This window comes from Sorangium sp. So ce836 (genome assembly GCF_028553905.1).
GTDB classification, from domain to species: domain Bacteria; phylum Myxococcota_A; class Polyangia; order Polyangiales; family Polyangiaceae; genus Sorangium; species Sorangium cellulosum_D.
Map to the genome: position 1 here is coordinate 319,082 of NZ_CP102233.1, position 26,806 is coordinate 345,887.

A 26,806-nucleotide genomic window follows, 5' to 3' on the forward strand; every position below is an offset into this window, starting at 1 on the left:
GCGAAGGAAAACGAGTGAGGTTCGAGTTCATCGACGCGGAGAAGGCGCACTACCCGGTGCTGGTACTGTGCGCGGTGCTGCTCGTCTCGCGCAGCGGCTACTACGGGTGGGCCAAGCGCTCGGAGTCCGCGCGGGCCAAGTCCGACGCTCAACTGAGCGCACAGATCAGGGCCGTGCACCACAAGAGCCGTGGCCGCTACGGCAGTCCGCGCATCCACGCGGAACTTCGTGCTCGCGGCATGCGTGTCGGCAAGAAACGGGTCGAGCGGCTGATGCGAGCTCAACGACTCGCGGCTCGGAGGAAGCGGCGCTTCCGCCGCACCACCAACTCGCGGCACAACGGCCCGATCGCCCCGAATGTGATCGAGCGGCAATTCGATGCTCGAGCGCCCAACCAGGTCTGGGTGACGGACGTGACGTACATTCCCACCGGCGAGGGCTGGCTGTACTTGGCCGTGATCCTGGACCTGTTCTCGCGCCGCGTGGTCGGCTGGGCCGCGAGCGCGTTCAACGATCGCGCCCTGGCGCTCACCGCGCTCGCGTTCGCCTTGGGAACGCGGCGGCCGGCGCCTGGGCTGGTGCACCACTCGGATCGTGGCAGCCCCTACGCCAGCGACGACTACCGGCTCGTGCTCGGGACCCACGGGCTCATCCCGAGCATGAGCCGCGCCGGCGACTGCTGGGACAACGCCGTGGCCGAGAGCTTCTTCGCGACGCTGAAGGCGGAGCTGGTCGAGCACGAGCGCTACCCGACGCGAGCGGCCGCCATCGCATCGATCGGAGACTACATCGAGAACTTCTACAACCTGAAACGACGGCACTCACGGCTCGCCTACATGAGCCCGATCGAGTTCGAATTGAAGACCTACGTGACCGCGCGCGCGGCATAGTGAGACTGTCCGCGGAACCGGGGGAGGACCAGTAGCGAGCGCTTCGAGCGTGTGGGCGTCGAAGACAGCTCGGTGATCGGCCACCGGCGCGGCGGCCCCGTGGAGATCGTCTGGCGTCGCCCCAAGTACGTGGCCAAGGCGGAGGCACCGGCGGCGAGCCGCGGAGCGGGCGAGGAGCCTGCTTCTTTGCCAGCCGCAGAGCCGGCCTTCAAGCGCGAGCTCGACGAGCCCCTCGTCGTGCGGGAGCACGAGCTCTTGGGGATCCCCGCGGACACGGGCTTCAAGCAAAGCCCCTTCGTCGACGGCGTCCTCGTACGCTACACGCCCGAGTCGGACGCTGCGGAGGACAGCGGCGGACCTGTGAAGATCGCCTCGCTGCCGGAGCGCCCGATCGCCAGATGCCTTGCCGATCCGAGCCTCTTGGCCCACCTGTTCGTCCACAAGCTCGACTACCACATGCCATACTACAGGCAAGAGGTGGAGTCGGAGCGCCACGGCTTCCGCATTGGCCGCGGCAACATGACACGCTGGCAGTACGACTGTGGCGGCATTGCGATGCGCATCGCCGATGCCATCTGGAGCGACGCGCTCTCGCGGTCGTGGTTCGCCATGGATGCGACGGGCACCGCCATCCGGGCCAAGGACAAGCACCGCTATGGGCATGTCTTCGTCCTCGTCGCGCCGGGCGATGGGGTGCTGTTCCGCTATACACCGACGTACGACGGTCCCACCGTCGCGAAGCTCTTCGGCGGCTACCAGGGGACGCTCGTCGCCGATGCCTCGGCCAACCACAACGTGCTGTTCGGGCCGGGCAAGGCGCGCGAGGCCGGCTGCTGGAGCCATGCACGAAGGCGCTTCTTCAAGGCGTTCAAGGCCGGGGCGGGCAAGGATGCGGCGTTCGCGCTCCAGGCCATCCAGGCGCTCTTCCGCGTCGAGGAGGAATGCGCCCTGTGCAGCCCGGACGAGCGTCTCGAGATCCGGCAGCGCGAGTCCGCACCGCTGATTGAGAAGCTCTTCGCCTGGGTCGAGGCGCAGCGGCAGGTCGTCCCGGAGCATTCGCCGTTGCGCGAAGGGCTGGTCTATTTGCACAACCAGAGGGAGGCGCTCTGCGAGTTCCTCTCCAACGGGGAGGTCCCCATCCACAACAATGCCAGTGAGAGGGCTCTGCGCCGCGTCGTCAAGGGACGACGCAACTGGCTCTTCCACGGCAGCGACGAGCATGCTGTCCGGGCCTGTGCCGTCACGTCGCTCATCGCGACCTGCCAGATGCACGGGCTCGACCCCGAGCTGTACTTGCAGGAGATCCTGACCGTGGCTCCGAGCTATCCGCTCAGCCGCATCCTCGACCTGAGTCCCAAGAACTGGGTCGCGACGCGACAACGCCTCATCGCCGAGGGGCGGCTCAAGTACCTGGACCTGGCTCGGATCTCCGGCTCGCGGCTCGTCTTCCGCGACCGCTGATCGCGCCGCGTCGCCCGCTTGCGTCGCGCCCACAGTGCTCGTTGCGTCCGGAGCGGCCGAGCCAGGCGCGCGTCCTTTCCGCGTCCGCGCCGAGGTGCGTCGGCTCGTCGAGCCGGTGCTGTCGTCGCTTCGCCCCGCCACCGTCGAGCTCGTCTCGACGGGGCGCCTTCGGTTCGCTTCGCTTCGGCGCTGCTTGTCCGCGCCTCGGGTCGGCCGCCGTTCGCCCACCTCCTCCGCCGACGGCTGGGCGGCGGTCTTGCGGCGCCGCACGCCGGCGGCCTCGGCCGCTCCTGCGCGCTCCTCCTCCTGCTCAGCCGCGCGACGCGGGCGTCCCTTCGCCCTGGCGGGGGCGTCCTCGCGGCCTTGCCATGCGACCTGCGGTGCTGACAGCTTCAGCACCGCTGTCGTCAGGCTCGGGACTTCGACGCCTGCATCCCCGCTCCGTCGCTTCGTCATCGCACCGCGACTGTACGCACGGGGCCGCCTTCCACAAGCACGCTTCGGAACGCGCTCTGCGGAGCGGCTACGTCCCGATGCGGCGGGCTACTGTCGGCGCGAGCTTGCTCGCCCCTCCGGTGCTGGCGGCAGGCCGAGCAGGCGACCGATCGCCTCGTGAACGACCCGGGCCGCCACCTCATCCCCGAGGGCGACGGCGCGGCTCAGGGTGCTGGCGAGCGAGGCGACCACGGCCGCTCGAGGCGACGGATCTGTCACGGCGAGCTCCCCAAGCCCGGGGCTTGGCCCTTGGGCCCGGGTTGGGCCCATGCCGTCCGACGATGAGGCAGCCCTGAGGTCAAGGGCTTGAGCGCTCTCTTTGCGCGGCTGGCCGGCTTCGGCTCGGCAGCGGCGGCGCTCGGCGTCGTCAGTGCAGGTCGTTTCGGCATGGACATCTCCCTTCGCCCTGGTCGGGCGTCGTTCCGCTTGTGCTTGAGCGCCTCGTCGCGTCCGCAGGAGCGAGCTGTGGCTCGATCGACGATCCGCATTCACAGGCCGGCGGTCGCCCTGGTGGCCTGGATGCACACTGGGGTCCGAAACGGGACCGTGGAGGCGCATTCTAGGGGACGGCATGTTCGACCCACAGGCCGGTCACCCGGAAGGCTTCCGCGCTCATCCACGTGGCCCTCTTTCACGCTCCCAGCGTGACGCGCTCGTGGCGCACGTTCCCGTAGGGGGAAAGTCAGTGCATCGAGGCCCTCCTTGAGGTCGAGACCGGCCTCGACCGAGCCGTTGCCCGAGCGACGCCGAGTCCCTTGTCGATCGAGCGCTGCCGGCGGCGCGCCTTGGCCGCGGCCTCCTTCATGCTTTGCGCCTGCTGCTCGATCGACTGTGCTTGCAGCCGCAGGCCCTTGGCCGAAGCGACCGCTGCGCTCTGCGCATCGTAGACCATGCCGTCGCGCCACATGGCCCACAGCACCCCCGACAACCGCCGCGCCAGCGCCACGACCGCGACGTGGCGACCCCGGCGCTCATCGATGGCCTTTGCCCATCGGCGCAGCGGGTCGTCGCCGCTCTTGTGCCGCAGGATCGTGTGCGCGGCCTGCGTCAGCAGCGCGCGCAGATAGCCGTTGCCTTGCTTGGTGATCGAGCCCAGCCGCTGCTTGCCGCGCCCCCCGGAGGTGTCCTCCAGGGGGACCAGGCCGAGATAGGAGGCGAGCTGGTGGGCGTGGTGAAAGCGCTTGGCTTCGTCCACCACCGAGACGAACGCGGCAGCGACGACCAGCCCCACGCCGGGAGCCGTGGTCAGCCGCACGATCACCGGCTCGTGGGTGCACAGCTGCTCGAGCGCGGCATCGGCCAGCGCGATCTGAGGGGTGAGCATCTCCAGCGCTGTCACCAGAGGTCCAACGAGCTGGCGAGTCTCGGCCGGCAAGGCTGCCGCGCTCAGCACCGTGAGGAATCCCTCGGTGGTGCACCTCGCGAGCTTGTGTCCGCAAGCGCGCAGGATGCCGCGCACGGTAGTGACGTACTGGGCCCGCGTCTCAACCAACGCGCGCCGGACGGCCAGCTGGTGGCGAATGGCCCGCCGGTGAGGCGACAGCACGTGTGCGAGTGGAATGCCCCCGCGCTCGACGGCGCGCGCTAACGCCTCGGCATCAAGGCGGTCATTCTTGCGGCCGTGCTGGCCGATGCCGAGCTGACGAGCTCGCGTGGTGTCGACGACCAGCACGTCGTGACCCCAGTCGCGCAGCTTGTCGTGCACCGCCCAGGCCTCGCGGCAGGCCTCGATCGCCACCCGGGCCGGCGAGGACGACGGGCCGAGGAGATCCTGCAGCGAATCCAGCGAGCGAACCGTGCGCCGTAGCACCACGGCCCCGCCCGCCACCTCGCAGAATGAGATCTCATGGACCCCCAGATCCAGCGCTACACTTCGCATGGCTGACCTCTCCTGGGCCCCCGTCTTCTGCGTCCTCGAACGCGTGGGGGTGCCCGCAGGCAACCCTGCAGGCGAGAGGTCAGCCACATTGCTCGCTGCTCCGAGCGGCTCTTTCTTGCTCGCTCCTCTCCGGAGCCTGGAGCCCCCGCCGGAGGCCTCCGTCCGCCCATCGCCCGCAGCTTTGTCCGGCTGGAGCGCGCAGGGGGAGTCAAGGGCGGCGGAGCCGGCGAGCTCCGCTCGCGAACCCTTGACGCCTCCGAGCACTCCAGCACCCTCGGCTGCCGATGGGCCGACCTCCACGGTGCGGCGGGCTGTCTTCGCAGGCCCCGCCGCGCGAACGCGTCGAGCAGAGGCTTGGGTCGGTACGGTCGGCATCATGGGTCCAGGCGCGCCGTGGGCTGCCTCATTCCATCTAGGGGGTGCGATCCGTCGTCACGCCCTTCCCAAAACCCGGAGGATGCGACGGATCGCGACGGTTCGCCCCCGCGGAAGAGTCCCGCCAGGAATTCCCGGTCGGAGAGGAGCGAACGCTGGAAATTTTAGCGATTCCGATAGCTTCCGGCGGTTTCGCCGTCGAGGGCGGCTCCGTGCCGTCGCGGACTGGCGGAGGCGAGGCGGTGGCGGGCTCCGGGCGGTTCAGCGCGCAAGAGCACTTGCGTGTGTCATGCTTCGTCGTCCTCCAGCGCCCCCTCACGCGAAAGCACCTCCGCCAGCGCGTCGTCGACGGCGGCCCGGACGTGTCTGGACGGATCCGCGCGCCGGGACCATAACGCCGCGAGCGCGCGCTGCGGCATGGGCGCCTGATGCGACATCGTGCTCGCCGCCCCAGCGCGCACGTCGGACCGCGGCGACCCCAACGCCTCGAGCGCGCGTTCCCACGCCTCGGCCGGCCAGCGAGGGAGCCTCGCCAGCGCTCCGAGCTCGATCCCCCTTTCGAGCTCCCGCAACAGCCCCTCTGGCACCTCGCCGGCCAGCACGCGCATCGCGTCGCCGGAAAGCTCCGCCAGCACGGAGGGCGCGTGCGCAGCGAGCAGCGCGAGGCCAGCAGCCCGCAGGTCGGACGACGTGTCGACGGCGAGCTCACGCGCCGCGTCTGCGAGATCCGCGCAGGGCACCGCCGGCGCCCCGGCGAGCGCCCGCGCGACCTGGGCCCGCGTCGCTGGGTGCCCCTCGGAGAGCCAGCGCCGGACCGCCAGACGCGCGGCCTCGGTCTGCTCCCGCAGGAGGCGCACAGCCGCTGCGGGCCGGGCTACCTCCGCGATGTTCCGAGCCCGCGCGATCAGCGCCTCCGCTGCGGCGGCCTGGGGTAGTCCCGCCAGCACCTCCGCCGCGCGCGAGCGCACGTACTGGTCGGAGTCGTCGAGGAAGCTCGCAATCACGGCCACCGGCGCCTCCTCGCCGAGACGACCGAGCGCCGCGAGCGCCGCCGTCCGGGGAACCGGGCCGCCGAGCAGCGCCTCGATCTCCTCGCGCGGCATCGAATCTCCCAGCGATCCGAGCGCCTCCACGGCCGCAAATTGGGCGCTCGTGCTGGCGCTCCGGAGCGTCGACTCGAGCGATCCGCGACCTGCTTGCTCACCCCGCATCCCGAGCGCCTCGCTGGCCGCGTTTCGCCCCTGTTCGGACTCCCACGCGATCCCCGCCTGCCATCGATCGTCGCGCGCTGCGTCGAGCAGCTCCTTGACGGGCAGGAGCGCCGGGGACCTCCGGCCTGTCACCCCGAGCGCCGTCGCAGCGCACCGGCGCACATCCGGGTGGATGTCCCCCAGGGCTCGGGTGAGCGCGGCGATCGCCGCCGGCTCCCTCCGGCCCTGGAGCGAGAGCGCAGCGAAGCGCCGCACGTCGCTGCGATCGCTCGCGAGCTGCGCGATCATCCCTTCCAGCGGCGTGTGCTCGGCGAGGTGGGCGAGCGCCCGCGCCGCTGCCTCGCGCACTTGCCACGAAGCGCCGCCGAGCGCCTCCATCAGCGGCCCGATCGCGGCGCGCGCTCCCAGCCAGCCGAGCGTCAGCGCTGCGCTGCTCGCGGACCGCCCGCGATCGCCGTCGCATTCCCGCGCGACCCCGGCGCGCAGCAGCTCGATCAGCGCCTCCACGGGCGCGGCTTCGCCCAGCGACGCGAGCCACGCGGCGGCCACGTGCTCCGCGTCGGGATCCGGAGCGCCGAGCACGAGCAGATTCAACAGCGCATCGACGTCGGGCTGCGCGCCGAGCGCGCGCAGCGCGGCGGCCGCGGCGATGTTGTCCGCGCCATAATAAGGGGAAAACGCGCCGGAGGCGCGGCTGGCCACCACGCGCCAGAGCGCTTCGATCACCTCCGGCGGCGCCGACCCCGCGCGCCCCGCTGCCTGTGCAGCGCAGATGCGGATCTTCCGCGCGCCGACGTCGAGCAGCGGGAGCAGCGCGGCCATCAATGCACCACGCGCGTCCTCGGGCAACGCCTGTCGCGAGAGGAGCACCCCCATGCTATCGAGCGCACTCTGCTGTGCGTCCTCGTCCCTCGAGCTGGCAAGCGCCACGAGGTGCGGTACGCACCCCGGCTCGCCCGCGGCCGCGGCGATCTGCGCCGCTGCCAGCCTGAGCCCTGCCCTCGCCTGCGCCTGCGCCTCGCCGAGCTCACGACGCAACCAGGGTTCCGGAGCTAGCTGCGAGCAGAGGTTGAAGAGCCGCTGCGCGGCATCCCGTGGCAGCGCCTCCACCTCCCCTGAGCGATCGACCCCATCGAGCGCGGTCTCCACGATGCCGTCCGCCTCCCCGCGAATCACCTTGAATGCGAGGGCATCCGCGGCGAGCCCACGGAGCCGCTCCTCTCGGGAGCGCATCGCGGCGAGCAGCGTGGCGACGTCCGTGCAGCGCGACACGGCGCGTTCCACGTACATGGTCACCGTGATGGTCGGAAGGCCGCGGATCCCCTCGTCGTACGCGCGCGCGATCTCCGCAAGCGCGTCGATCGACAGCCGGCTGCCGGCGCGCGCGAGGGCAGCCACCACGACCTGCAGCCCGTACCAGTCCAGCCGCCCGAGCCCGGCGACGAGGACCGGCAGCGCTGCCGTCGGCCCGATCAGCGCGAGCGCGACGAGCGCCTCTGCCTGCACGGTCCGCTCTTCGTCCCTCGTGGCAGCCAGCACCAGATCGTCGACGGGAGCCCGCTCTCCGAGCTTTCCCAGCGCCCTCGCCGCCGCGGCGCGCACCCTTGGCGCGCTCGCCGACAGCATCGCTGCGATCTCCGCCACGGGCGCCCGCGCGCCTGTGCAGGCGAGCACGCGCAGCGCCCGCGCCTGCACCGCGGCCGTGCCGCCGTGGAGCACATCCACGAGCGGCTCGATGGGGACCCACCGCGCGAGCCCCACGAGCGCCTGCGCGGCCGCGTCGGCAGACCGCTCGCGCTCACCGGCGAGCCGCGTCAACAACGCCTCGAACGGGGCCCGCGGGCCGAGCCTGATCAGCAGCCCGGACGCCTCGCGCCCATCCAGGCACTCCTCGTCGTCGAGGATCTGGAGCACTGCGCCCATCCAGCGCTCCGGCGGCACGAGGTCCCCGAGATCGCGCAGCGCGTCGATGGCCGCCCGTCGGGACCACGACGCACGCTCACCCGCCACCAGCAGGAGGATGGCATCCACGGCCGCCGCGTCTCTTGCTGCGCGTTCCCCTAGCCGTCCCAGCGCCGTCACGGCCGAGGCACGCACCGAGAGGTCCTCGTCCTGCGTCGCCCGCACCAGGTGCTGGAGCGGCGCCCGCTCCCGGAGCTCCCCGAGCGCCTCGACCGCGGCGCGCCGGTGATGCGCCTCGTGCTCCTCTAGGAGCTCCAGGAGCGCTCCTAGGGGTGCGCGCTCTCCCATCGCCACGAGCGTCCTCACCACCTCGTGAGAGGCCTGCGGGTCCTCGTCGCGCATCGCCGCGACGAGCGGCTCCGAAGGGCACCGCTCCGCATGCCACCGCAGCGCGCGCGCTGCCGTCTGCCGCACCTTCGGGGAGGGGTCCCCGAGCGCTCGCAGGAGCGGATCCATCGGCGCGGCCACACCGAACCTCTCGAGCGCCTCCGCCGCCGCCGCGCGCCGCCACCGCTCCGGAGCCGAGGCGAGCGCCGCGCAGAGCGGCACGAGGGCCCACGCTCGCGCTGGCGGCGGCAGCCGCGACACCTCGGCGGCCAGCGTTGGCGCCGCGGCGTTCGCCGCCTGACCATCCTTCCCAGGATCCAGCGCTCGCGCTGCCCACCCCTCGATCAGGGCGCGGATCGGCCGCACCTCCAGCTCATCCCAGGATGCTGGCCACTCCCCGAGCTCGGCCAGCGAGCGCACCGCCAGCGAGCGCACGAGGCCGCCCGGATCTCCCAGCGCCGAGAGTGGATGATTCAGCGGGCCCGTGACGGGCGAGGAGGCATCGCCGCTGCCCGACGTCGGGTCCGTGTCGGAGCGCAAGGAGAAGCGACCTGGAGCCACGGACGTCGATCCGGGATGGGACGCCGGGTCGAGAGTCCCATGCTCGTCATGCGTCGCTGCCGCTGCGAGCGCTCGAAGCCACCTCAGCGCCGCCGCCGCGCCCGGCTCGCCGAGCCCGTCGAGAAGAACGCCCACCATCAGCCGCAGCGGCTCGGTCCATCGCCAGAACGTCCGCTTGGACCATGCGAGCTTCCAGGCCTGCTCCGCCGGAGCGCCGCCCGCGGCGAGGTCCTGGGCGAGCGCCACGGCCACCAGGTACTCGTGAAATGTCTGATGGCCGAAGCGCAGCTCGTCGCCTGCCGCCTCGATGAAGCCCGAGCCGACGAGGCGCGCGGTGAGCTCACCCGGGCCGGGCAGCGCGGCTCGAGCCTCCTCGGGCAGCCCCTCCACGGCCTCGCGCAGCCGCTCGCGCGGGAACGCGCGCCCGCCGCGCCGGAAGAGCGAGAGCGCCACCCGCGACAGCGCGCCGCGGAGCGCGCGCTTCTCCTCCGGATCGCGCCATCGCAAACCGAGCAGGGCGTCCGTCGCGATCTTGTACATCGCCGATCGGCTCGCCGGCAGCGACCCCTGTCGTGCCCACGCCGCCGCCGCGAGCGAGAGCAGGAGCGGCACCCCCTTCCATGCGGCCACGTGGGGGTGCTGCGAGAGCGCGGCGAGGAACCTCCGCGCGTCCCGCGCCGGGGCAGGCGCATCCGCGGCCGCGAGTCGCGAGAGCAGCCGCTCCGCGAGCCGCGTTTGCGCCGGTTCGTCGAGCGGCAAGAGCTCCCATTCGGCAAACGCGCCGCGCCCCAGGTCGCCGGTGCGGTATTGGGTGAACCGCGAGCCCACGACCCACGCGCCGGCGCTCGCCCTGAGCGACGAGAGCCACGACAGCACCGCGTCTCGCCTGGCCGGCGCCACTTCATCGAGCCCATCCAGGCACACGAGCGCCGCCCCCTCGTCGAGTTGCGCCGCGAGCTCCCCACCAGCCCGTGGGGGCAGTCCAAGGCTCGCCGCGATCCGCGGCAGGTAACACCGCAGATCCGCGCCGTGCTCGGCCAGATCCGAGAGCTCCACGAACATCGGCAGCGGCGCCGCGGGGTCTTCCAGCGCCCGCCGCGCCGCCCGCCACGTGAGCGCGCGCAGCAGCGTCGTCTTTCCAGTCCCCGGCCCGCCGAGCACCACCATCCTCCGGCCTGGGCTCCGCGAGAGAGCCTCCTCCAGCTCGTCGACCCTCACCTCCGTCTCGATCCCGGCAGATCCATCCAGATCGAGCGGATGTCGGTAGGTGGTGAGGTCGGCGTAAGCCTGCTCCCGGAGGAAATCGTCGAAGTCCTCCACGGGGCGGTCGTCGGTCGGCGACAGCGGCGCTGACCCCGCGGGACGCAGCGCGAGGCGCTGGAATATCACGGGCAGAGGCGCTTCGAAGCTTCGGGGCTGCCGGTCCTCCGCGTCCAGCGGCAGCAGCAGCACGTCGTGGCGGGCCACGAGCGCGCGCAGGTACGCTTCTCGGTGGGACATCGCGTCCACGAGTGTCGCACGAGTGGGACTCCAGCGCCCAGTCCGGCCAGAGAAGCGCGTTGGCCCGGCGAGGCGGGGTGGCGGCGCCGAGCCGCATTCCGCTGTTACTGCAAATGGTCGCAAGTCTCTGAATCAAAGTCGGCTCGCGACGGAGCGCGCGCTCGATCTCCTCTTGCACGACGCCGACTCGCGCGTTAGATACTGAACCACATGGTTCATTGTTCGAGTGCCCGCCTCGATGCTTCCTTCGCCGCGCTTTCCGACGCGACCCGGCGCGGCGTTCTGGAGCAGCTCGGACGAGCCGACGCTTCGATCACGGACCTCGCCGAGAAGTTTCACATGACCCTCACGGGCATGAAGAAGCACGTCGGCGTCCTCGAGCGGGCCGGGCTCGTCACCACCGAGAAGGTCGGCCGCGTGCGTACCTGCAAGCTCGGCCCGCGCCGGCTCGACGAAGAGACGGCGTGGATCGAGAGGTACCGCCAGCTCTGGGCCGCGCGCTTCGACGAGCTGGACAAGGTCATCGAGGAGCTGAAACGAAAGGAGAACGTCGATGGACGCAAGTAAAGAGAGTGAGCCCAGATTGACGAGTAATCGCACGACGGTGGAACCGAAGTCCGATCGCGAGATCGTCGTCACACGGACCTTCGATGCCCCGGCGCGCATCGTGTTCCAGGCGTGGACCACGCCGGAGCTGTTCAGGCGGTGGTGGATACCGAAGTCGATGCCCGTGCCTCTCCTTTCCTACGAAGCGGACATTCGCGCCGGCGGCAGCTACCGCCTGGTCTTTGGTCACGATGCCGCGCAGCCGATGGCGTTCTTCGGCACGTACCTCGAAGTGACACCGCATTCGCGCATCGTGTGGACGAACGACGAAGCGGGCGACGATGGCGCCGTCACGACCGTGACCCTCGAGGAAAAAGGCGGCAAGACGCTGCAGGTGCTGCACGAGCTCTATCGATCGAAGCAAGCGCGCGACGCCGCCCTGGCCTCGGGCGCGTACAGCGGGATGGGCGAGACGTTCGAGCAGCTCGATGAGCTCCTCGTCACGCTTGGTACGACGGCGCGATCGTCCTGAAGCCATCGCGCGGGAGGGGCGCCGGGGAGCGCGACGAGCGCGGTCCTCCTTCTCGGCGCTGCGCGTTCACGCGGGCGGCGCGGGGCGCGCGAGGGCCCGTCGACATGTCGTCCGACCTGCGGGCTGCTGGCCTCGCGCTGCTCGCTGCGCACGCGCCCGCCGCGCTGGCGGAGCTTTCCGGCGATGCGATGCGCGTGTTGGCCGGCGAGATGCCTGAGGGGCTGTTGAGGGAGCTCGGAACGAGGCTAGACCTCGGAGCGCTGGCGGGGCTCCCTCGCTGGCCGGCCGAGGCGTGGGATCGCGCCCTCGAGGCGTTGGGGTCGCCGCTGCCCCACGTGCGCGCTCATGCGGCGAGCACGATGTCGTACAAGACGCCCATGCCGCAGCGCGCGCTCGTGGCGCTAGGGTCCCTGCGCGCGGATCCGTCCAGACGCGTCCGGGCCGCCGTCGACGACGCGCTGGCGAGGGTGCTTTCGCGTGAGGGGGCGCTGGAGGACGACGAGGCATGACCGGCGCAGGCGCTGCGACGTCCTCGCTCGCGCGTCAGGGGCGCCGATGCGATCCGGATTGCACCGGTCGGGCATACCGTGCACATTGCGTGAACGCCGATGAGCAACAGCATCGTTCTGAAGACGGTCGATGACGCCTGGGCGTTCTTCAGGGGTCGCGTAATGGACAATATCCGAGCTGTCGACAGCGGCACGATGCACATCGAGTCGACCTCGGACGATGACCGCGTCCTCGCGAAGTTCATCCAGGATCATGAGGGAGAGTTCGAGGAGCGGATGATAGCCGGCCTGTCCGAGCTGGCCGTCGCTCGATGGGATGGGAGTGAATCGGTGTCCGACCTCGACGACCTGCTGAGAGCGGACATCCCCAGTGAGAACGACCCTCCTGGCGTGCGCCGCTCCCCGATCGAGGCGATCTTTCGCGCGTTCAATCCAGTGCTCGGGCTCCGGCTCTGCTGGCATCTCGTGTGGCGCCATCGGGTGGAGCGGTGGGTGTGGGCAGCCGAATTTTTCGCGACGCGCCTCGCACGAGCGCCGGTTCCGCCCGAGCTGCCGCCGGAAATGTGCGACGCGCTCGGCAGCCCACGCGCGACGCCGCTGCCGGACGTCTTACCCATGGACCTCGAAGGCTGGAGCCCGCACGACATCGAGGTGGCGATCGAGGAGTACATCGGCGCTCCCATCGAACAGATCCACGCCAGGTTACGCGTGGGTGGGGGGTCAGGGGGCGGTTTCCTCGGGCCGGACGAGCGGCTCGGGGCGTTCATCTGGCAGGATGCGGCCAGGCTCCGCGACCTCGGGGTGGAGCGAGACGTGCTCGCGGCGCGGCTCGACCGCTGTGTCCTTATGTCTGAGCAAGCGCGTGTCGAATCCGGCTGCTGGCTGCACTGGGCGAACGAGCGCCGTTCGATGCATCGTTGCAGCGCTTGGCCGGCGAGCGAGACGGGCTAGCGGACGGAGCGGCGCTCTCGCTGACTCACCTCGCGCGGTGGGGCCCGATCGCCAGTGACGAGCCGATCGCGGCCGTCGCGTCCGCGGGCCCGCCGACCCTGGCAGGCCGGGAGGCCGGGCAGTCCTCGCCCCGCAACGCACCATTCCCGCGCGGAACGGAGGCGGCGATGCGGCTTCGGGCAAGCTCACCCCTGCGGTGCCACCGGCAGCCCGAGCAGCCGACCGATCGCATCGTGAATGACCCGGGCTGCCACGTCATCGCCGACGGCGACGGCGCTGCTCAGGGTGCTTGCGAGCGAGGCGACGATCCGTCGTCACGCCCTCCCCAAACCCCCGGCGAAGCGACGGATCGCGACGGTTAGCCCCCGCGGAAGAGTCCCGCCAGAAAAATCGGTCCATGACGAGCGGTCGCCGGAAACAGTAGCGGTTTTCATAACTTCCGCCTGTTTCGCCGCCGAGGGTGGCTCCGGTATGGCCCAACGGGGCGCCTTGCGCCGCCGCATCGCCCGCGGTGAAGGCCGGCGGCATCACCGATCGGGGTCGGCGCCTGGCCCGGCGGCGCAGCGCCGAAGGATTCTCCTTCGCTCGCCCCTCCCGGTTGCCGGGCCCTTCGATGCGCTGCCGCCTGTTTCGAGATCGTGCCTGCTTCCCCGCACTCTGCCGGCCCAACGCTATTGCTCACGCGCGTGCACGCGTGCATCTTCGCACGTCGTGTGCAGCAATTTGTTGGGCTCACTCGGACCATTGCGGATTCCAGACAACCTCCCAGAGATGACCATCTGGGTCTTGGAAGTAACCGGAGTAGCCGCCCCAGAATGTGTCGTGCGCAGCCTTGATGATGGCGGCTCCCGCTGCTCTCGCCTTTGCCATGACGGAGTCAACCTCCGCTTTCGATGTGACGTTATGGCCTAGCGTCATCTCGGTCGGGCTAGCACGACCTACGGAGAGTGGTCCTCCCCCGCTTCCGTCGACACCCCCGACGGCACCAGGAGGCAGGGATGGGACGGAGAAAGAGGAGGGCGTTCACGCCCGAGTTCAAGGCGGAGGCGGTACGGCTGGCGAAGGCGAGCGACCGGAGCATCGGCCAGGTGGCGAAGGACCTCGACCTGACCGAGACGGCGCTGCGCGACTGGATCAAGCGCGCGGACACCGACGCGGGCCACGGCCCGCCGGGGGCGCTGACGACGCCGGAGCGTGAGGAACTGCAGCGGCTGCGCCGCGACGTGAAGCGGCTGGAGATGGAGCGCGAGATCTTAAAAAAAGCGGCGGCCTTCTTCGCGAAGGAAAACGAGTGAGGTTCGAGTTCATCGACGCGGAGAAGGCGCACTACCCGGTGCTGGTACTGTGCGCGGTGCTGCTCGTCTCGCGCAGCGGCTACTACGGGTGGGCCAAGCGCTCGGAGTCCGCGCGGGCCAAGTCCGACGCTCAACTGAGCGCACAGATCAGGGCCGTGCACCACAAGAGCCGTGGCCGCTACGGCAGTCCGCGCATCCACGCGGAACTTCGTGCTCGCGGCATGCGTGTCGGCAAGAAACGGGTCGAGCGGCTGATGCGAGCTCAACGACTCGCGGCTCGGAGGAAGCGGCGCTTCCGCCGCACCACCAACTCGCGGCACAACGGCCCGATCGCCCCGAATGTGATCGAGCGGCAATTCGATGCTCGAGCGCCCAACCAGGTCTGGGTGACGGACGTGACGTACATTCCCACCGGCGAGGGCTGGCTGTACTTGGCCGTGATCCTGGACCTGTTCTCGCGCCGCGTGGTCGGCTGGGCCGCGAGCGCGTTCAACGATCGCGCCCTGGCGCTCACCGCGCTCGCGTTCGCCTTGGGAACGCGGCGGCCGGCGCCTGGGCTGGTGCACCACTCGGATCGTGGCAGCCCCTACGCCAGCGACGACTACCGGCTCGTGCTCGGGACCCACGGGCTCATCCCGAGCATGAGCCGCGCCGGCGACTGCTGGGACAACGCCGTGGCCGAGAGCTTCTTCGCGACGCTGAAGGCGGAGCTGGTCGAGCACGAGCGCTACCCGACGCGAGCGGCCGCCATCGCATCGATCGGAGACTACATCGAGAACTTCTACAACCTGAAACGACGGCACTCACGGCTCGCCTACATGAGCCCGATCGAGTTCGAATTGAAGACCTACGTGACCGCGCGCGCGGCATAGTGAGACTGTCCGCGGAACCGGGGGAGGACCAGGGGGAGGACCAGAGGCCCGTGTCATGCGCGATGCTCGTGCGAGGCCATAAAGCCAGACGCAAGCCAGGCTGAAGCTGGAAGAACACAACAGCGCCGTATTCAAATTCGTTGCCAACAATGCCTTCGGCCTGGAAGCCGAGACCCTCCCTGTAGAAACGCAACGACACTTCGAGATCGTCGACGCCGATAGTGATGACTTTGATTCGTGGCTTCATGTTCTCTGCGTTTCGTCGGGTCCAACTATCGATTGGCCCCCTCCGGTGCCACCGGCAGCTCGAGCAGCCGACCGATCGCCTCGTGAACGACGCGGGCGCCCACCTCATCCCCGAGGGCGACGGCGCGGCTCGGGGTGCTGGCGAGCGAGGCGACCACGGCCGCCCGAGGCGACGGATCGGTCGCGGCGAGCTCCCCAGGACCGGGGCTTGAAAGTTGGACCTGGGTTGGGGCCATGCCGCTGACGATGAGGCAGCCCTGAGGTCAAGGGCTAGGGGTCCAACGAGCTGGCGAGTCTCGGCCGGCAAGGCTGCCGCGCTCAGCACCGTGAGGAAGCCCTCGGTGGTGCACGTCGCGAGCTTGTGTCCGCAAGCGCGCAGGATGCCGCGCACGGTGGTGACGTACTGGGCCCGCGTCTCAACCAACGCGCGCCGGACGGCCAGCTGATGGCGAATAGCCCGCCGGTGAGGCGACAGCACGTGAGCGAGGGGAATGCCCCCGCGCTCGACGGCGCGCGCTAACGCCTCGGCATCAAGGCGGTCATTCAGAGGCGTTCTAGATGAACGTGCGGGATGCGAGCGCAGCGCGAACTCCAGCTCGTTGTCTCGTGTGAACGGCGTCGACGAGCCGTGGGTACGGACTCGCCGAATAGAATCAGCGCAGCGTTGCGTCTGATCTCGACGATGGCGTGCTCCCCGCCGCCCCGATCGGTCAGCTCACTGCCCTTCGTGCCGCCAGGGGAGCGACCCTTCAGATTGTTTTGCGTGGCCTCCCGGACCCGTTCGCCAGTCGCTGGCCTCCTCGGCGACCCGGGGGACCAAGGTAAGATTCAGGCAGCTTGGCGCGGCGGCGGTCCGACACGGGCCGCGGCGGCGTCTGCGTGTCATGCTGGCCCAGACACCACGCCAAGGCACGCTCCCTCTTGCCGGTCGTGCCCTGGCCCATGCTGCCGCGAAAGGAGCTCCGAACCCTACCTCGCTTGACGACGTGCTGTTCCAGCCACCGCGCCGCGGGACGACACCGCCGCGGTGGCTCGCTTCCATCCTACCAAGGAGCGTTCATGCGACTGTCATTATCTTCGGCACATTGCGTCCTCGCCTTGGTCACCGGGCTCACGGGCATGCTCGGGTGCTCGGACGACCCTGGTCCCGGGAGCAGCGCGCCCGACGCGGGCGCGCCCAGCGATCCCGACGCGGGCGCGCCCGACGGCAGCCCGCCCTCCTCCGCGACGTTCGGTCCACTCGGCGATCGGCCGGATCTGCCCGTCGACGGGCGGCTCACCATCGACGGCCTGCTCTCTGCCGTCGATGTCGTCCAGGACAGGGACGGTAGGCCCCATATCTATGCCGAAAACCTCGTGGACGCGATGCGCGTCGAAGGGTATCTGACGGCGCGCGACCGCGCGCTTCAGCTCGAGATCTTGCGGCGCACCGCCGAGGGGAGGCTCGCAGAGCTCTTCGGCGAGCTCGATCCCACCACCATCGATCAGGACATCGCTCTCCGCCATGTCGGTCTCGGTCGGATCGCCAGGGCCCAGTACGACGCGCTCCCCGAGGGGGAGCTCCGCCAGATGCTCGACGCGTACGCGGACGGGGTGACCCAGGTGTTCAGGAAGATCCGCTCCGGGGACATCCTCCTTCCCGAAGGCGCGACGGGGATACCCGCCGAGGCGTTCACCGACTGGAGCGGCGTCGATTCGCTCGTAATCAGCCGCTTCCAGAGCTACCTCCTGTCGTTCGACGCCGAGCTGGACATCACCATGCAGCAGTTCTTCGACGCCGCCCGGACGACGTTCGCGTCGAGCAGCCCCGATCCGCTCGCGCAGAAGCGCGCCGGCTTCGAGCGGGACTTCCTGAGGTTCGCCCCCTCCGAGCCCGCGGTGACCAGCAGCGGCTATCCCGCCTCCCCGGCGCGGCAGAAGGCGCAGAAGGCGGAGGACAAGGCGGTGAAGAGAGCGTCTCGCGCGCGACGGCCGGGCCACGCCGCGCCGGGCCGCGCGAAGCTCATTTCGTCGCTGACCGGCTACCTGAGCGCGGTCCAGCGCGCCAGGAGCAAGGTCGCCCCGGAGGGCTTCGGCTCGAACAACTGGGCCATCCACGCGAGCCGGAGCGCGACGGGGCACGCGCTCGTGGCCAGCGATCCCCACCTGTCGCTGAGCGCGCCGGCCGTCTGGTATGCCGTCTCGATCCATGTCACCGCGCCCGAGGGCAAGGACGCGAGCCGCGATGTTCACGTCGGGGGCGTCACCTTCCCCGGGATTCCGGGGATCATCCTGGGCCACAACGAGCACGTCGGGTGGGGAGCGACGGTCGCGATGTACGATGTCACCGATGTCTATGCCGAGAAGCTCACGCCCGACGGCAAGGCCGTGCTCTTCAAGGGCAATCCAGTGCCCCTCCAGACGGTCGAGGAGGTCATCGCGATCGCTGGCAGGGAGCCCTATACCTACCGTGTCCCGATCGTGCCCCATCACGGCCCGCTCCTGCCGACCATCGTCGACCACGCGGTGGTGGATCCGGACCCGGCCGTGGGGGCGCTCAGCGTCCGCTGGACGGGGCTGGAGCCGACGAAGGAGCTGGAGGCCATCTTCGGCCTGCTGCGTGCTCGCTCGGTCGATGATGCGCAGGAGTCGCTCTCGAAATTCAGCGTCGGCGCGCAGAACTGGGTGATGGGCGACGCCGCGGGCGACATCCTCTGGACGACGCACGCGGCGATCCCGACGCGGTCTCGTGAGGCGTTCGCTTGGGACGCGGCCACCTATACGGGCGTCCTCCCCTGCATGGTGCTCCCCGGCGACGGGACCGCGGAGTGGACCGGGACGCTCCCCGAGCACCTCATCCCCCGGGCGAAGAACCCGCCGGCCGGATACATCGCCACGGCGAACAACGACCCCATCGGGGACTCCCTGGACAACGATCCATCGAACGGCTCGCTCCCCGACGGCACCCCCATGTACCTGGGTTGCAGCTTCGACATCGGGTTTCGTGAGGGCCGCATCCAGGAGCGGATCGATGCCCACGAGGGACCTCTGTCGCCGGAGGATTGCGCGGCGATCCAGGGCGACATCAAGTCGGCGCTCGGCGCGAGGCTCGTGCCTCACCTCCTCCGCGCCATGGACCGCGCCGAAGAGGAGCGCGCGACGCCCGGTACTCACCCCGGTCTGAGCGCGATCGTCGCCGACGCCGCATACGACCCGCAGCGCCTCGCCGCCCTGCGGGCGCTCCTCGACGGCTGGGGTAAGGAGGCGGACTACAAGGCGGCCGCCGGCATCGATCTCGATACCGCCATGCCGCTCGCGGACGATGGCGATGGCCCCGGCGCGATCGACGCCCGCGCCTCGGAGGCGACCTTGGTGTTCAACCTCTGGCTCGTCCGGGTGGTGCGCCGGGTGCTCGGCGACGAGCTCGGCCAGATGGGCTTCTCGTCGTTCTCCCGGGAGCTGTCGGCGAAGGCGCTCCTCCACCTGTTCTCCGCCGATCGGGAGCAGCTCGCCACCTTCGATCCGGCCGTGCAGGACAGCACGCTGTGGGACGACATGGGCACGCCAGCGGTCGAGTCCAGGGACGAGCGCGTGCTGCGCGCCCTGCTCGACGCCCTCGCCTGGCTCGAACAACAGGGCGGCTCCGGGGCTGCGGCGCCCCGCTGGGGCGCCTTTCACACGGTCACCTTCGACGCGCTCGTCCCCCTCTTCAGCAGCCTCAGCATCCCTCCGCCGAGCGATCCCCTCTGGAGCGGCGGCTTTCCGCGCGGCGGCGACGAGTTCGCGGTGGACTCCTCGGATTACCGCCTCTCGTGGGCGCTCGACGAGTCACCGGATTTCCGGTACGTCCACGGCCCGTCGCAACGGCTCGTCGTGGAGCTCGACCCGGCGGGGCCGAAGGCGTGGAACGCCATTCCCGGAGGCAATGTCTGGGACGCCGAGAGCCCACATTTCCGCGATCAGGCCGAGCTCTGGCGAAAGAACCAGACGCACCTGGTGCCGTTCCTGCTCCCCGACGTGATCCAGGCGAAGGAGTCGCGCACGGTGGTCGAGGCGCCGTAGCCGGCGCGTCCTCCGAGGCCCACCCCGGGCCGGCATCTGTCACGTAACGATCCGAGCACGCGATCGAGGCGAGGCCTGGGGTGTCCCTCCCCGGGCACGGTCTGCCCGCCTGGCCCCATCGTTCCTGCCTGCGAGCGATCAACCATGGTCCTGCAGAAGCGCAGCACATCCAGGTGCGTGGATGTCGCACAAGTGCTAGTCGCGGGTCCACGCGGTCGTTCGCGCGATGGGCAGCGCCGTGGTACATAGGCCATGTCCACGGCGGCTGGCGGGAGCGAGGCTCCTTGAGCACGCGAGGTCGGTCGCCGGCTTTGCACTCAGCATGGAGCTCCGAGGGTCCACGCAGTCGCCACGTCATTCCGTCGTGCCCATCGAGGCGCGGCCAGGCTGCTTCGCACCCTCTGCGTCATCGGCGGGATCGACGCGGTGCTCGCAGCCATGGCGGCATACGCGCTCCAGCTTCCGGCGAAGCGAGGCAAGGCCTTCGACAGGCGCTTCGGCGTCGAGACCACCGAGCCGGTCGTGGTGAATCTCCGGATCCCTGGCCGGACTCCTCGTGGATGGAACTAGGTCGAGCTCCTCCAGAAAGCCTGAGCGGCCCCCGCGCTCACGGCGTCGTGACTGCCCCGCACGTCTGGCGCGCGAGCTGCTCTTGCGTGAGCGTCCGGAGCACGTTCACCAGCGCGGCCACCCCGTCCGGAACCGGGATGCAGTCCGGCGCTTCCCCGCATTCGTACCCCACATCGACGACCGCGCCGTCGACCTCGATCCGGAACAAGCTCCCGTCCACGGGTCGAGCGTCTCTCCCATACAGCACAGGCGCCACCGCGAGCGCCGCGACGACATCGGGATGGCCGAGCGCATTCGCGACGTCGCCGGCGCCCACCCCCTCCTCGCAGTCGTCAAGCTCCTGCGAGCACGTCATCAGCAACGTGTCGCCCCGGATCGCACGCCGCTCGAACGAGAAGGCACGACACGGCGAGAGCGCGCTGGTCTCCTCGTTCGGGGTGAATCCACCGAAGTATCCCCAGCGGATCGTGTCCGCCACGCACCCGCAGCCGTCCGAGCCGCCGCTCCCGCCGGAGCTCAACCCGTCGCTCCCGCTGGAGCTCGACCCCCCGTCCCCAGGCAAGCACGCCGTACCCCATCCCCCCAGAAGCCCGCTCGCCACAAGAAACAATCCCCAATGATTCCGCATTTCAAGCCTCCAGCCGCGGCCACAGCAAGATCCGGACCGGGGAGTGCTGTCTCGATGAAGAGCCGGCTCGCCTGCTGGGTCGTATGACATCCGCGTCCGGTCGGCCGGATCGTGCCGTCGCACCACGAGCAGGCGGAACGCGTCGCCGATCCGTCGCTCCACGCTTCCGTGCGCCGGCTGCCCCAACCCCGCGCTGCGCGCTGTTGCGCGCGCCGGTGTAGCCTGGCCGCATGCGCGCCCGCCGCCTCCGCCACGCCCTCGCCTTCGCCGCGTTCGCGGCTGGCGCCGGCATCGCCGGGTGCTCGTGGCGGGCGTCCGAGCGCCCCTCCGCGCCGCACCAGGACGCCGCGAGCACGGCGGTGCAGCCGTCCGCCCCGCCGCCTTCCTCCGCCGGCTCGGCCGCGGGCGAGCCGGCGCCCGGCGCTGCGCGGCAGGAGAGCGCTCCGGCGGGGCGGCCTCTCCTGCTCATCACGGATCGCGCGGTGCTCGCCGAGCTCGAGGCCGCGGGCCTCGACTTCGGCGCGGTGCTCACCGGAGCGCCGCGCGCGCCGGGCGCGCTCTCGGCGCTGTCCCGCACCCCCGAGCTCGCGTCGGTCGCCGGCGTGCTCGCGGAGGATCTGCGGCAGGTCCAGCGCGCCGATCCGAGGAGCGGGACGAGCGTCGCGCGCCACGCGCACCGCCTCTTCGACGAGCGGTGGCTCTCCGCGGAGGGCGCCCGCTTCGAGCTCATCGGCGTGGTGAACCGGATGGATCGCCGCCCGTTCCACGCCTCGGCCTGCGGCGAGACCCGCCTCGTGTACCGGCTCGCCTACGCCGCGAAGACCCCGGACGGCGCCGCCGGCGCCGCGCCCGCCGCCTCGCGCCTCCCGATGACCGCGGCGTTCGAGCTCCTCGCCCCCGGCGGCGACGCGCCCCCGTGCCGCCGCCTCGCGCAGGCCTGGTCGCGCGCGGCGCAGCTCTCCGGCCCGGCGCTCGCCCGCTGGCTCACCTCGACCGACGGCCCGCTCGCTCCCCCGGCCGTCGATCGCGCGAACCTCGCGCGGCTCGTGGTGAACCTGCAGAGCGTCCGCTGGCCGTCCACCGTGCGCCCGGACCTCGGCGGGCACGCCGAGTACGTGCTCCGCGCCTTCCGCTGGGACGCGCGCGCCGGGCGCTACGCGCCCCTCGCCCTCGAGAACACGCCCGACGTCGCCCGGATCGCCCGCGACCCGAAGCAGCGCGACCGGCTGCGCGCCTGGCTGTCGGCCCCCGAGAACCTCGCGCGCATCGACGAGGGGACCGCGCTCCTGCCCGGCGAGTTCCTCGCCACCAAGGCGCTGTCGGCCACGCCCCACGGGCTCGCCCGCCGCGCCAACCGGCCGTTCCGCGTCCTGTTCGAGCCCCGCGACTTCGGCGGCGTCGATTTCGGCGGCCTCTCGCGCGTCCGCTCGCCGGAGGGGCTGCTCCGGCGGCTCGACCAGATGACCTGCCCCGGGTGCCACCAGAGCGGATCGATCGCCGGCTTCCACCTGCTCGGGCAGGAGCCTCCCGGCCGCGTCCACGACGCGCTCGCCGCCGCCGAGTCCGCGCACCTCGCGGGCGATCTCCCGCGCCGGCAGGCGGTGGTCGAGGCCGTCGCCCGGGGCGCCGCGCCGGACCACGCCGTCCCGTACCCCGAGCGGGCCGACGGCGCCCGCGGCGGGTACGGCGCCCGCTGCGGGCTGGGCGACCCGAGCTTCGCGGACTGGACGTGCGCAGAGGGGCTCGTGTGCTCCGCCTACGATGCGCCGCGAGAGGACCGGACGACCGTCGGCGTCTGCCTGCCGGCGGCGCCGCAGGTCGGCGACCCCTGCCAGATCGGCGCCGTCGTCCCCCACGCCGACCCGCACCGCGACCGCGCCGCGGCGGCGCAGCCCGGAGCGTGCCCGCCCGCCGCGGTATGCAACACGAGCCCTGTCGGGTTCCCCGGCGGCATGTGCACCGGCAGCTGCGGCGCGCTCCCGGAGGAGGGCGTCTGCGGCGCCATCGCCGTGCTCGATCCGTTCAACCGCTGCCTCGCCCGCGGCACGCCTTTCACCGAGTGCTTGAGCCGCCACGTCGCGCCCGCGGGCCTGCGCCGCTGCTCGAGCGAGGCGCCCTGCCGCGAGGACTACGTGTGCGCCAGGACGAGCTCGGGCGAGGGCGCCTGCATCCCGCCGTACTTCCTGTTCCAGCTCCGGGTCGACGGCCACGCGGTGCCGTGAGCCGCCCGGCGCCCGCTGCGCCGGGGCGCCGCGCTCGCCGTCCCCGGCGGCGCCATCATCGGTCCGTCAGCCGCCCTCGCCCGTCGCGAGGTCATCGGGTCGTCTGCCAGATCGCGCTCGCCGCCATTCCGTGAGCGGCCGCAAAGCCGCGATCGATCAACGCGATGAACGCCGCGTTCGCCTTCTTCGCCGAGCCTCCGCGCTCGAACACGCGGATCGCTTCGCCGTAAGCAGTGCGCCACGTCAGCACGACCATGCCGGCGACGAGGCGCGCGAGGCCATCGGGCGTCGGACCCGCGAGCTCGACCGCGAGCCCCTCGACCGCCTCGTCCTCGATCTCGCGGAGGCGCGCCTTGAGCGACGGGCTCGCCGCAACGACGCGCCACCAGCCGACCGTCTGGCCGTCGATGCGCGCGAACGGATGCTTCTGCTCGCACAGCCTGTCGACGAGGCGGCGGAGCGCGTCGATCGGCGACTGCCCTCGCGGCCTCTCGCCGATGGCCTCGCGCAAGAGCAGCTTCACCTCGTCCTCGCGATCCAGGAGGAGGTCCTCCTTGCGCGCGAAGTAGTTGAACACCGTCATCTTGGAGACATTTGCGGCGGCGGCGATCTCTTCGACCGTCACCGCGTCGAAGCCGCGCGCGAAGAACAGCTCCGTCGCGACGTCGGAGATCCGCTGCCTGGTCTCGCGCTTCTTCCTTTCGCGGAGCTCGCCCATGGATCGAATCTTAGACTAAGACAAAAAATTTACTTGCGCAATGTTGTACCGAGTATAATGTTCACGTCGTGATTCACGACGTCGTCGTCGTAGGCGCTGGCCCGGTCGGGCTCTTCCTCTCGATCGAGCTCGCGATCGCGGGCGTGAAGCCGCTCGTGCTGGAGCGGCTCGTGGAGCCCGACCGCACGATGAAGGCCGCCTCGGTCGGCGCGGTGGCAGCCGAGGCGCTGGAGCGACGCGGGCTCGCGTGTGCGCTCGACGACGAGCGCCGCGCCGCCATGGCGCTGATGATGCCGGCGCTGAAGGCGCGGTTCGGACCTGGACCGATGAGGAGGCCCGGGGGCCATTTTTCTGGATTGTTCTTGATCGACCAGAGCCTCCAGCGCGACCCGGAGCGCCACATGCGTCCCGTGCCGCAAGCGGCGCTCGAGAAGATCCTGATCGCGCGCGCGACGGAGCTCGGGATCGAAATCCGTCGCGGCGTCACCATGGAAGGTTTCGAGCAGGACAACGACGGCGTGACCGTGCAGACGACCGCTGGCCCGCTGCGCGCGAAGTACCTCGTCGGCTGCGACGGCGGCCGGAGCCGCGTCCGCAAGCTCGCCGGCTTCGAGTTCCCCGGCACGGCTCCGACCATCACCGGCTATCAGGCTGTCGTCGAGCTCGATACGCCCGAGAAGCTCGCGACGGGTTGGCACCGAACGCCGCGCGGCCTCGTCGCGTCCGGACCGACGCCGGGGCGCGTCTTCACGGCGGAGTTCAACGGACCGCCGCCCAACCGGGATGCGCCGATCACGCAAGCCGAGGTCGAAGCGGCGATCCAGCGCGTGAGCGGCACCGACGTCAAGATCCTGTCGATGACGATGGCGACGCGCTGGACCGATAACGCGCGGCAAGCGACGACCTACCGGATGGGCCGCGTCCTTCTCGCCGGTGACGCCGCGCACGTCCACTCGCCCTTCGGCGGCCAAGGCTTGAACCTCGGCCTCGTCGACGCCGCGAACCTTGGTTGGAAGCTCGCCACGGCGGTGAAGGGGCGCGAGCATCTCCTCGACTCGTACACCGCCGAGCGCCACCCCGTCGCCGCGCGCGTCCTCGAAAACACCCGCGCGCAAGTCGCGCTCATGCGTCCTGACCCGCTGACGAGCGCGCTCCGCACCATCGTGAGCGACCTGATGAAGCTGCCCGAAGGCAATCGCTACTTCGGCGAGATGCTCACGGGCGTCGGCATTCGCTACGACCTCGGTGACGACGACCCGCTCGTCGGCACGCTCGCGAAGGACCAGCTCCTCACGTTCACCGATGGCGGCGAAGAGCGGCTCTACGCGCTGATGGAGAGAGGCGGCGGCCTCTTCATCTCGCCTTCGGCACGGTCGCTCCCGCAAGACGTGCAATTTGCACGCACCAAAGACGGCCCGTCGATGCTCGTCCGTCCCGACGGCTGCATCGCGTGGACAGACGCGTCGTCGACGTCGCTCGACGACGCGCTCGCGCGCTGGTTCTGATCAGAGCGGCGTGCTGCACGAGGCGCTCGCGGGCGCCTTCCGGGACCACGCGACGCGCGCGGCGATCCGCGAGGAGGGCGCCGACGTGACGTATGGCGCGCTCGAGGCGCTCGTCGCCAAGGTGGCGCGGCTGCTGTCCGCCGGCGCCCACGGGGGGTGCCGGACTATGCCGCCGGAGCTGCGGATCACCATCACCTCGGCCAACACCGAGGAGCAGGTGCACGAGCACCTGCTCCAGGGTTTTGCCCGCGTGCGCGACCACCTCACGCGCATCGGCGCGCCGCTGCGCCCCGCAGAGGCCGGTTGAGCGACCACGCCTCCCGGCCCCGGGAGCGCGCCGCCTGCCCCTCGACTCCCTCGACTCCAGGCGGGCTCACCTCAGGTAGCCTTCGATCGCCTCGTACCAGACGCGCGCCATCCGGGCGTAACCCGCCTGATTGGGGTGGACCGTGTCGCCGAGCTCGGACGCGGGGAAACCCGTGAACTGATCGGCGAAGACGATGTGCGCGCCCGCGGCGGCCCGCTCCTCGACCATCGCGGGGATGGTGGCGTTGAACGTATTGACCGCGTTCGCGGAGCGCGGCAGAGGGATGATGTTGCTCACGACGATCAGCGCGTCGGGCGCCTCGGCGATGAGGTCGTCCAGAAGAGCAGCCAGGCGGGTGTCGGCGCCGTTCGCGCCTTGCACCATGTCATTCGTGCCCGCGTGGAGCAGCACGATGTGCGGCATCTCGTTGAGCGCCGGGGTCGGCACACGACCGTTGATCTGCTGGATGGTTTGCCCGCTGATCCCCTCGTGGTTGCGGGGGAACGTCACGCCGTCGACCATCGCGGGGCCGTTCTTCTGCTGCGTGCCCGTGAAGGTGATCTCGTGGTCGTCCTGCAAGGCCATGCGGAAGAGCTCGACCCGGTACCCGCCGTCGAAGCCGAGGCCGACGGTGATCGAGTCCCCGAGGGGCAGGACCTTGCAGGGGCCCGTCGCGGGGCAAGGCTGGAACCCCGGATCGGGAGCACCCCCACCCCCGCCCGAGCCGCCGGAAGTCGCGCTCGTGGAAGAGCTTGCACCGCCCTCCCCGGCGCTGGTCGTCGCGCCGCTGCCCGTGGTCGCCCCCCCGCCCGAGCCACCGGTCCCGGTCGCGCCGCCCGCCCCGCTCGTGGTCGAGGCGCCGCTTGCGCTCGCCGGAACGCCGCCGGAGGTCGCCGCGCCAGACCCGCCCGAGCCCGCGGACGACCCATCAGGATCGCTGGAGCAGGCCAGGGAGCCGACGAAGAGAAGGCCCGCGAGGGGGACCGCGCGGGCGAGGGCGCCGAATGCACCACGGCGGACGAGAAGCGGAGAGGTCGAAGTCGACATATGAGCAACGCTCCCGGTCGTAGGCGACCAAGTCGTGAAAAATTGTGTCTATGGCAGAAGCCCGGCGAGGGCTCGGCGCAATGGCACGCCGTCCGCGCGGCCTCTGCGAGGAAGTGGCGGAAGGGTACGCAGCGCTCGCACCGACGTCGTTCAAAT

General features: G+C 70.9%; 15 protein-coding genes and 3 pseudogenes. 11 read left to right on the forward strand and 7 right to left on the reverse strand.

Features of this window, described 5'->3' with window-relative positions:
* Nucleotides 1-5: 5 nt before the first annotated feature.
* Together NQZ70_RS01260 and tnpC are read left to right on the forward strand one after the other, a co-directional pair.
* Nucleotides 6-890 (forward strand): annotated as a pseudogene (locus NQZ70_RS01260) (IS3 family transposase); the annotation flags it as partial.
* A 51-nt stretch (nt 891-941) separates the two neighbouring features.
* Complete coding sequence (gene tnpC, locus NQZ70_RS01265) at nt 942-2,351, forward strand: IS66 family transposase (protein ID WP_129572583.1); 1,410 nt, start codon at nt 942-944, stop codon at nt 2,349-2,351.
* 1,177 nt (nt 2,352-3,528) lie between these two features.
* Here tnpC and NQZ70_RS01270 read toward each other — a convergent pair.
* Together NQZ70_RS01270 and NQZ70_RS01275 are read right to left on the reverse strand one after the other, a co-directional pair.
* The gene (locus NQZ70_RS01270) at nt 3,529-4,725 is read right to left on the reverse strand and encodes an IS110 family transposase (RefSeq protein WP_129572584.1); all 1,197 of its coding nucleotides are present in this window, start codon (nt 4,723-4,725) and stop codon (nt 3,529-3,531) included.
* 662 nt (nt 4,726-5,387) lie between these two features.
* Complete coding sequence (locus NQZ70_RS01275; RefSeq protein WP_129572585.1) at nt 5,388-10,661, reverse strand: HEAT repeat domain-containing protein; 5,274 nt, start codon at nt 10,659-10,661, stop codon at nt 5,388-5,390.
* A gap of 210 nt (nt 10,662-10,871) precedes the next feature.
* On the opposite strand from NQZ70_RS01275, the gene NQZ70_RS01280 reads away from it, so the two are divergent.
* The 4 genes from NQZ70_RS01280 to NQZ70_RS01295 all read left to right on the forward strand — a co-directional run bounded on the left by NQZ70_RS01280 (nt 10,872) and on the right by NQZ70_RS01295 (nt 13,199).
* Entirely contained in the window at nt 10,872-11,228 is a 357-nt protein-coding gene (locus NQZ70_RS01280) for a helix-turn-helix transcriptional regulator (RefSeq protein ID WP_129572586.1), read from the forward strand.
* Nucleotides 11,215-11,739 carry an SRPBCC family protein gene (locus NQZ70_RS01285; RefSeq protein WP_408022409.1) on the forward strand — a complete coding sequence of 175 codons (525 nt, stop codon included), beginning with the start codon at nt 11,215-11,217 and terminating at the stop codon, nt 11,737-11,739. Before NQZ70_RS01280 ends, NQZ70_RS01285 begins: the two co-directional genes overlap by 14 nt.
* Nucleotides 11,740-11,927: 188 nt before the next feature.
* Nucleotides 11,928-12,248 carry a hypothetical protein gene (locus NQZ70_RS01290; protein WP_129572588.1) on the forward strand — a complete coding sequence of 107 codons (321 nt, stop codon included), beginning with the start codon at nt 11,928-11,930 and terminating at the stop codon, nt 12,246-12,248.
* A 99-nt stretch (nt 12,249-12,347) separates the two neighbouring features.
* A complete protein-coding gene (locus NQZ70_RS01295) occupies nt 12,348-13,199 on the forward strand; it encodes a hypothetical protein (RefSeq protein WP_129572589.1) in 852 nt (283 codons plus the stop codon).
* Between the two features lie 732 nt (nt 13,200-13,931).
* Here NQZ70_RS01295 and NQZ70_RS01300 read toward each other — a convergent pair.
* Nucleotides 13,932-14,138: pseudogene (locus NQZ70_RS01300) on the reverse strand (VOC family protein); the annotation flags it as partial.
* Nucleotides 14,139-14,197: 59 nt separating this feature from the next.
* On the opposite strand from NQZ70_RS01300, the gene NQZ70_RS01305 reads away from it, so the two are divergent.
* A protein-coding gene (locus tag NQZ70_RS01305; protein ID WP_129572590.1) for an IS3 family transposase occupies nt 14,198-15,366 on the forward strand; the annotation gives its coding sequence in 2 pieces (ribosomal slippage) (nt 14,198-14,450 and nt 14,450-15,366; 1,170 coding nt in all).
* 36 nt (nt 15,367-15,402) lie between these two features.
* Here NQZ70_RS01305 and NQZ70_RS53225 read toward each other — a convergent pair.
* Nucleotides 15,403-15,613: pseudogene (locus tag NQZ70_RS53225) on the reverse strand (VOC family protein); the annotation flags it as partial.
* Nucleotides 15,614-16,671: 1,058 nt separating this feature from the next.
* On the opposite strand from NQZ70_RS53225, the gene NQZ70_RS01310 reads away from it, so the two are divergent.
* A complete protein-coding gene (locus NQZ70_RS01310) occupies nt 16,672-19,653 on the forward strand; it encodes a penicillin acylase family protein (protein ID WP_165373744.1) in 2,982 nt (993 codons plus the stop codon).
* A gap of 607 nt (nt 19,654-20,260) precedes the next feature.
* Here NQZ70_RS01310 and NQZ70_RS01315 read toward each other — a convergent pair.
* Nucleotides 20,261-20,743: a hypothetical protein gene (locus tag NQZ70_RS01315; protein WP_129572593.1), complete on the reverse strand. Its 483-nt coding sequence runs from the start codon at nt 20,741-20,743 to the stop codon at nt 20,261-20,263.
* 338 nt (nt 20,744-21,081) lie between these two features.
* Here NQZ70_RS01315 and NQZ70_RS01320 point away from each other — a divergent pair, with 338 nt between their 5' ends.
* Entirely contained in the window at nt 21,082-23,073 is a 1,992-nt protein-coding gene (locus tag NQZ70_RS01320; RefSeq protein WP_129572594.1) for a hypothetical protein, read from the forward strand.
* A gap of 91 nt (nt 23,074-23,164) precedes the next feature.
* Here NQZ70_RS01320 and NQZ70_RS01325 read toward each other — a convergent pair whose 3' ends face one another.
* Nucleotides 23,165-23,791 carry a TetR/AcrR family transcriptional regulator gene (locus tag NQZ70_RS01325; protein WP_129572595.1) on the reverse strand — a complete coding sequence of 209 codons (627 nt, stop codon included), beginning with the start codon at nt 23,789-23,791 and terminating at the stop codon, nt 23,165-23,167.
* A 68-nt stretch (nt 23,792-23,859) separates the two neighbouring features.
* Here NQZ70_RS01325 and NQZ70_RS01330 point away from each other — a divergent pair, with 68 nt between their 5' ends.
* Together NQZ70_RS01330 and NQZ70_RS01335 are read left to right on the forward strand one after the other, a co-directional pair.
* The gene (locus NQZ70_RS01330; RefSeq protein ID WP_129572596.1) at nt 23,860-25,296 is read left to right on the forward strand and encodes an FAD-dependent monooxygenase; all 1,437 of its coding nucleotides are present in this window, start codon (nt 23,860-23,862) and stop codon (nt 25,294-25,296) included.
* A gap of 10 nt (nt 25,297-25,306) precedes the next feature.
* Nucleotides 25,307-25,603, forward strand: coding sequence for a hypothetical protein (locus NQZ70_RS01335; RefSeq protein WP_129572597.1), 297 nt, complete (start codon nt 25,307-25,309; stop codon nt 25,601-25,603).
* A gap of 66 nt (nt 25,604-25,669) precedes the next feature.
* On the opposite strand, the gene NQZ70_RS01340 is transcribed toward NQZ70_RS01335, so the two are convergent.
* Nucleotides 25,670-26,650: an SGNH/GDSL hydrolase family protein gene (locus NQZ70_RS01340; protein WP_272827557.1), complete on the reverse strand. Its 981-nt coding sequence runs from the start codon at nt 26,648-26,650 to the stop codon at nt 25,670-25,672.
* Between the last annotated feature and the right edge of the window lie 156 nt (nt 26,651-26,806).

What these genes read in the sequence shown, in the direction of transcription:
- NQZ70_RS01275 (WP_129572585.1), bottom strand. Translation starts at nt 10,661, where the DNA reads ATGTCCCACCGAGAAGCGTACCTGCGCGCGCTCGTGGCCCGCCACGAC.
- NQZ70_RS01310 (WP_165373744.1), top strand. Translation starts at nt 16,672, where the DNA reads ATGCGACTGTCATTATCTTCGGCACATTGCGTCCTCGCCTTGGTCACC.
- NQZ70_RS01325 (WP_129572595.1), bottom strand. Translation starts at nt 23,791, where the DNA reads ATGGGCGAGCTCCGCGAAAGGAAGAAGCGCGAGACCAGGCAGCGGATC.
- NQZ70_RS01320 (WP_129572594.1), top strand. Translation starts at nt 21,082, where the DNA reads ATGCGCGCCCGCCGCCTCCGCCACGCCCTCGCCTTCGCCGCGTTCGCG.
- NQZ70_RS01295 (WP_129572589.1), top strand. Translation starts at nt 12,348, where the DNA reads ATGAGCAACAGCATCGTTCTGAAGACGGTCGATGACGCCTGGGCGTTC.
- NQZ70_RS01340 (WP_272827557.1), bottom strand. Translation starts at nt 26,650, where the DNA reads ATGTCGACTTCGACCTCTCCGCTTCTCGTCCGCCGTGGTGCATTCGGC.
- NQZ70_RS01280 (WP_129572586.1), top strand. Translation starts at nt 10,872, where the DNA reads ATGGTTCATTGTTCGAGTGCCCGCCTCGATGCTTCCTTCGCCGCGCTT.
- NQZ70_RS01285 (WP_408022409.1), top strand. Translation starts at nt 11,215, where the DNA reads ATGGACGCAAGTAAAGAGAGTGAGCCCAGATTGACGAGTAATCGCACG.
- NQZ70_RS01270 (WP_129572584.1), bottom strand. Translation starts at nt 4,725, where the DNA reads ATGCGAAGTGTAGCGCTGGATCTGGGGGTCCATGAGATCTCATTCTGC.
- NQZ70_RS01290 (WP_129572588.1), top strand. Translation starts at nt 11,928, where the DNA reads ATGCGCGTGTTGGCCGGCGAGATGCCTGAGGGGCTGTTGAGGGAGCTC.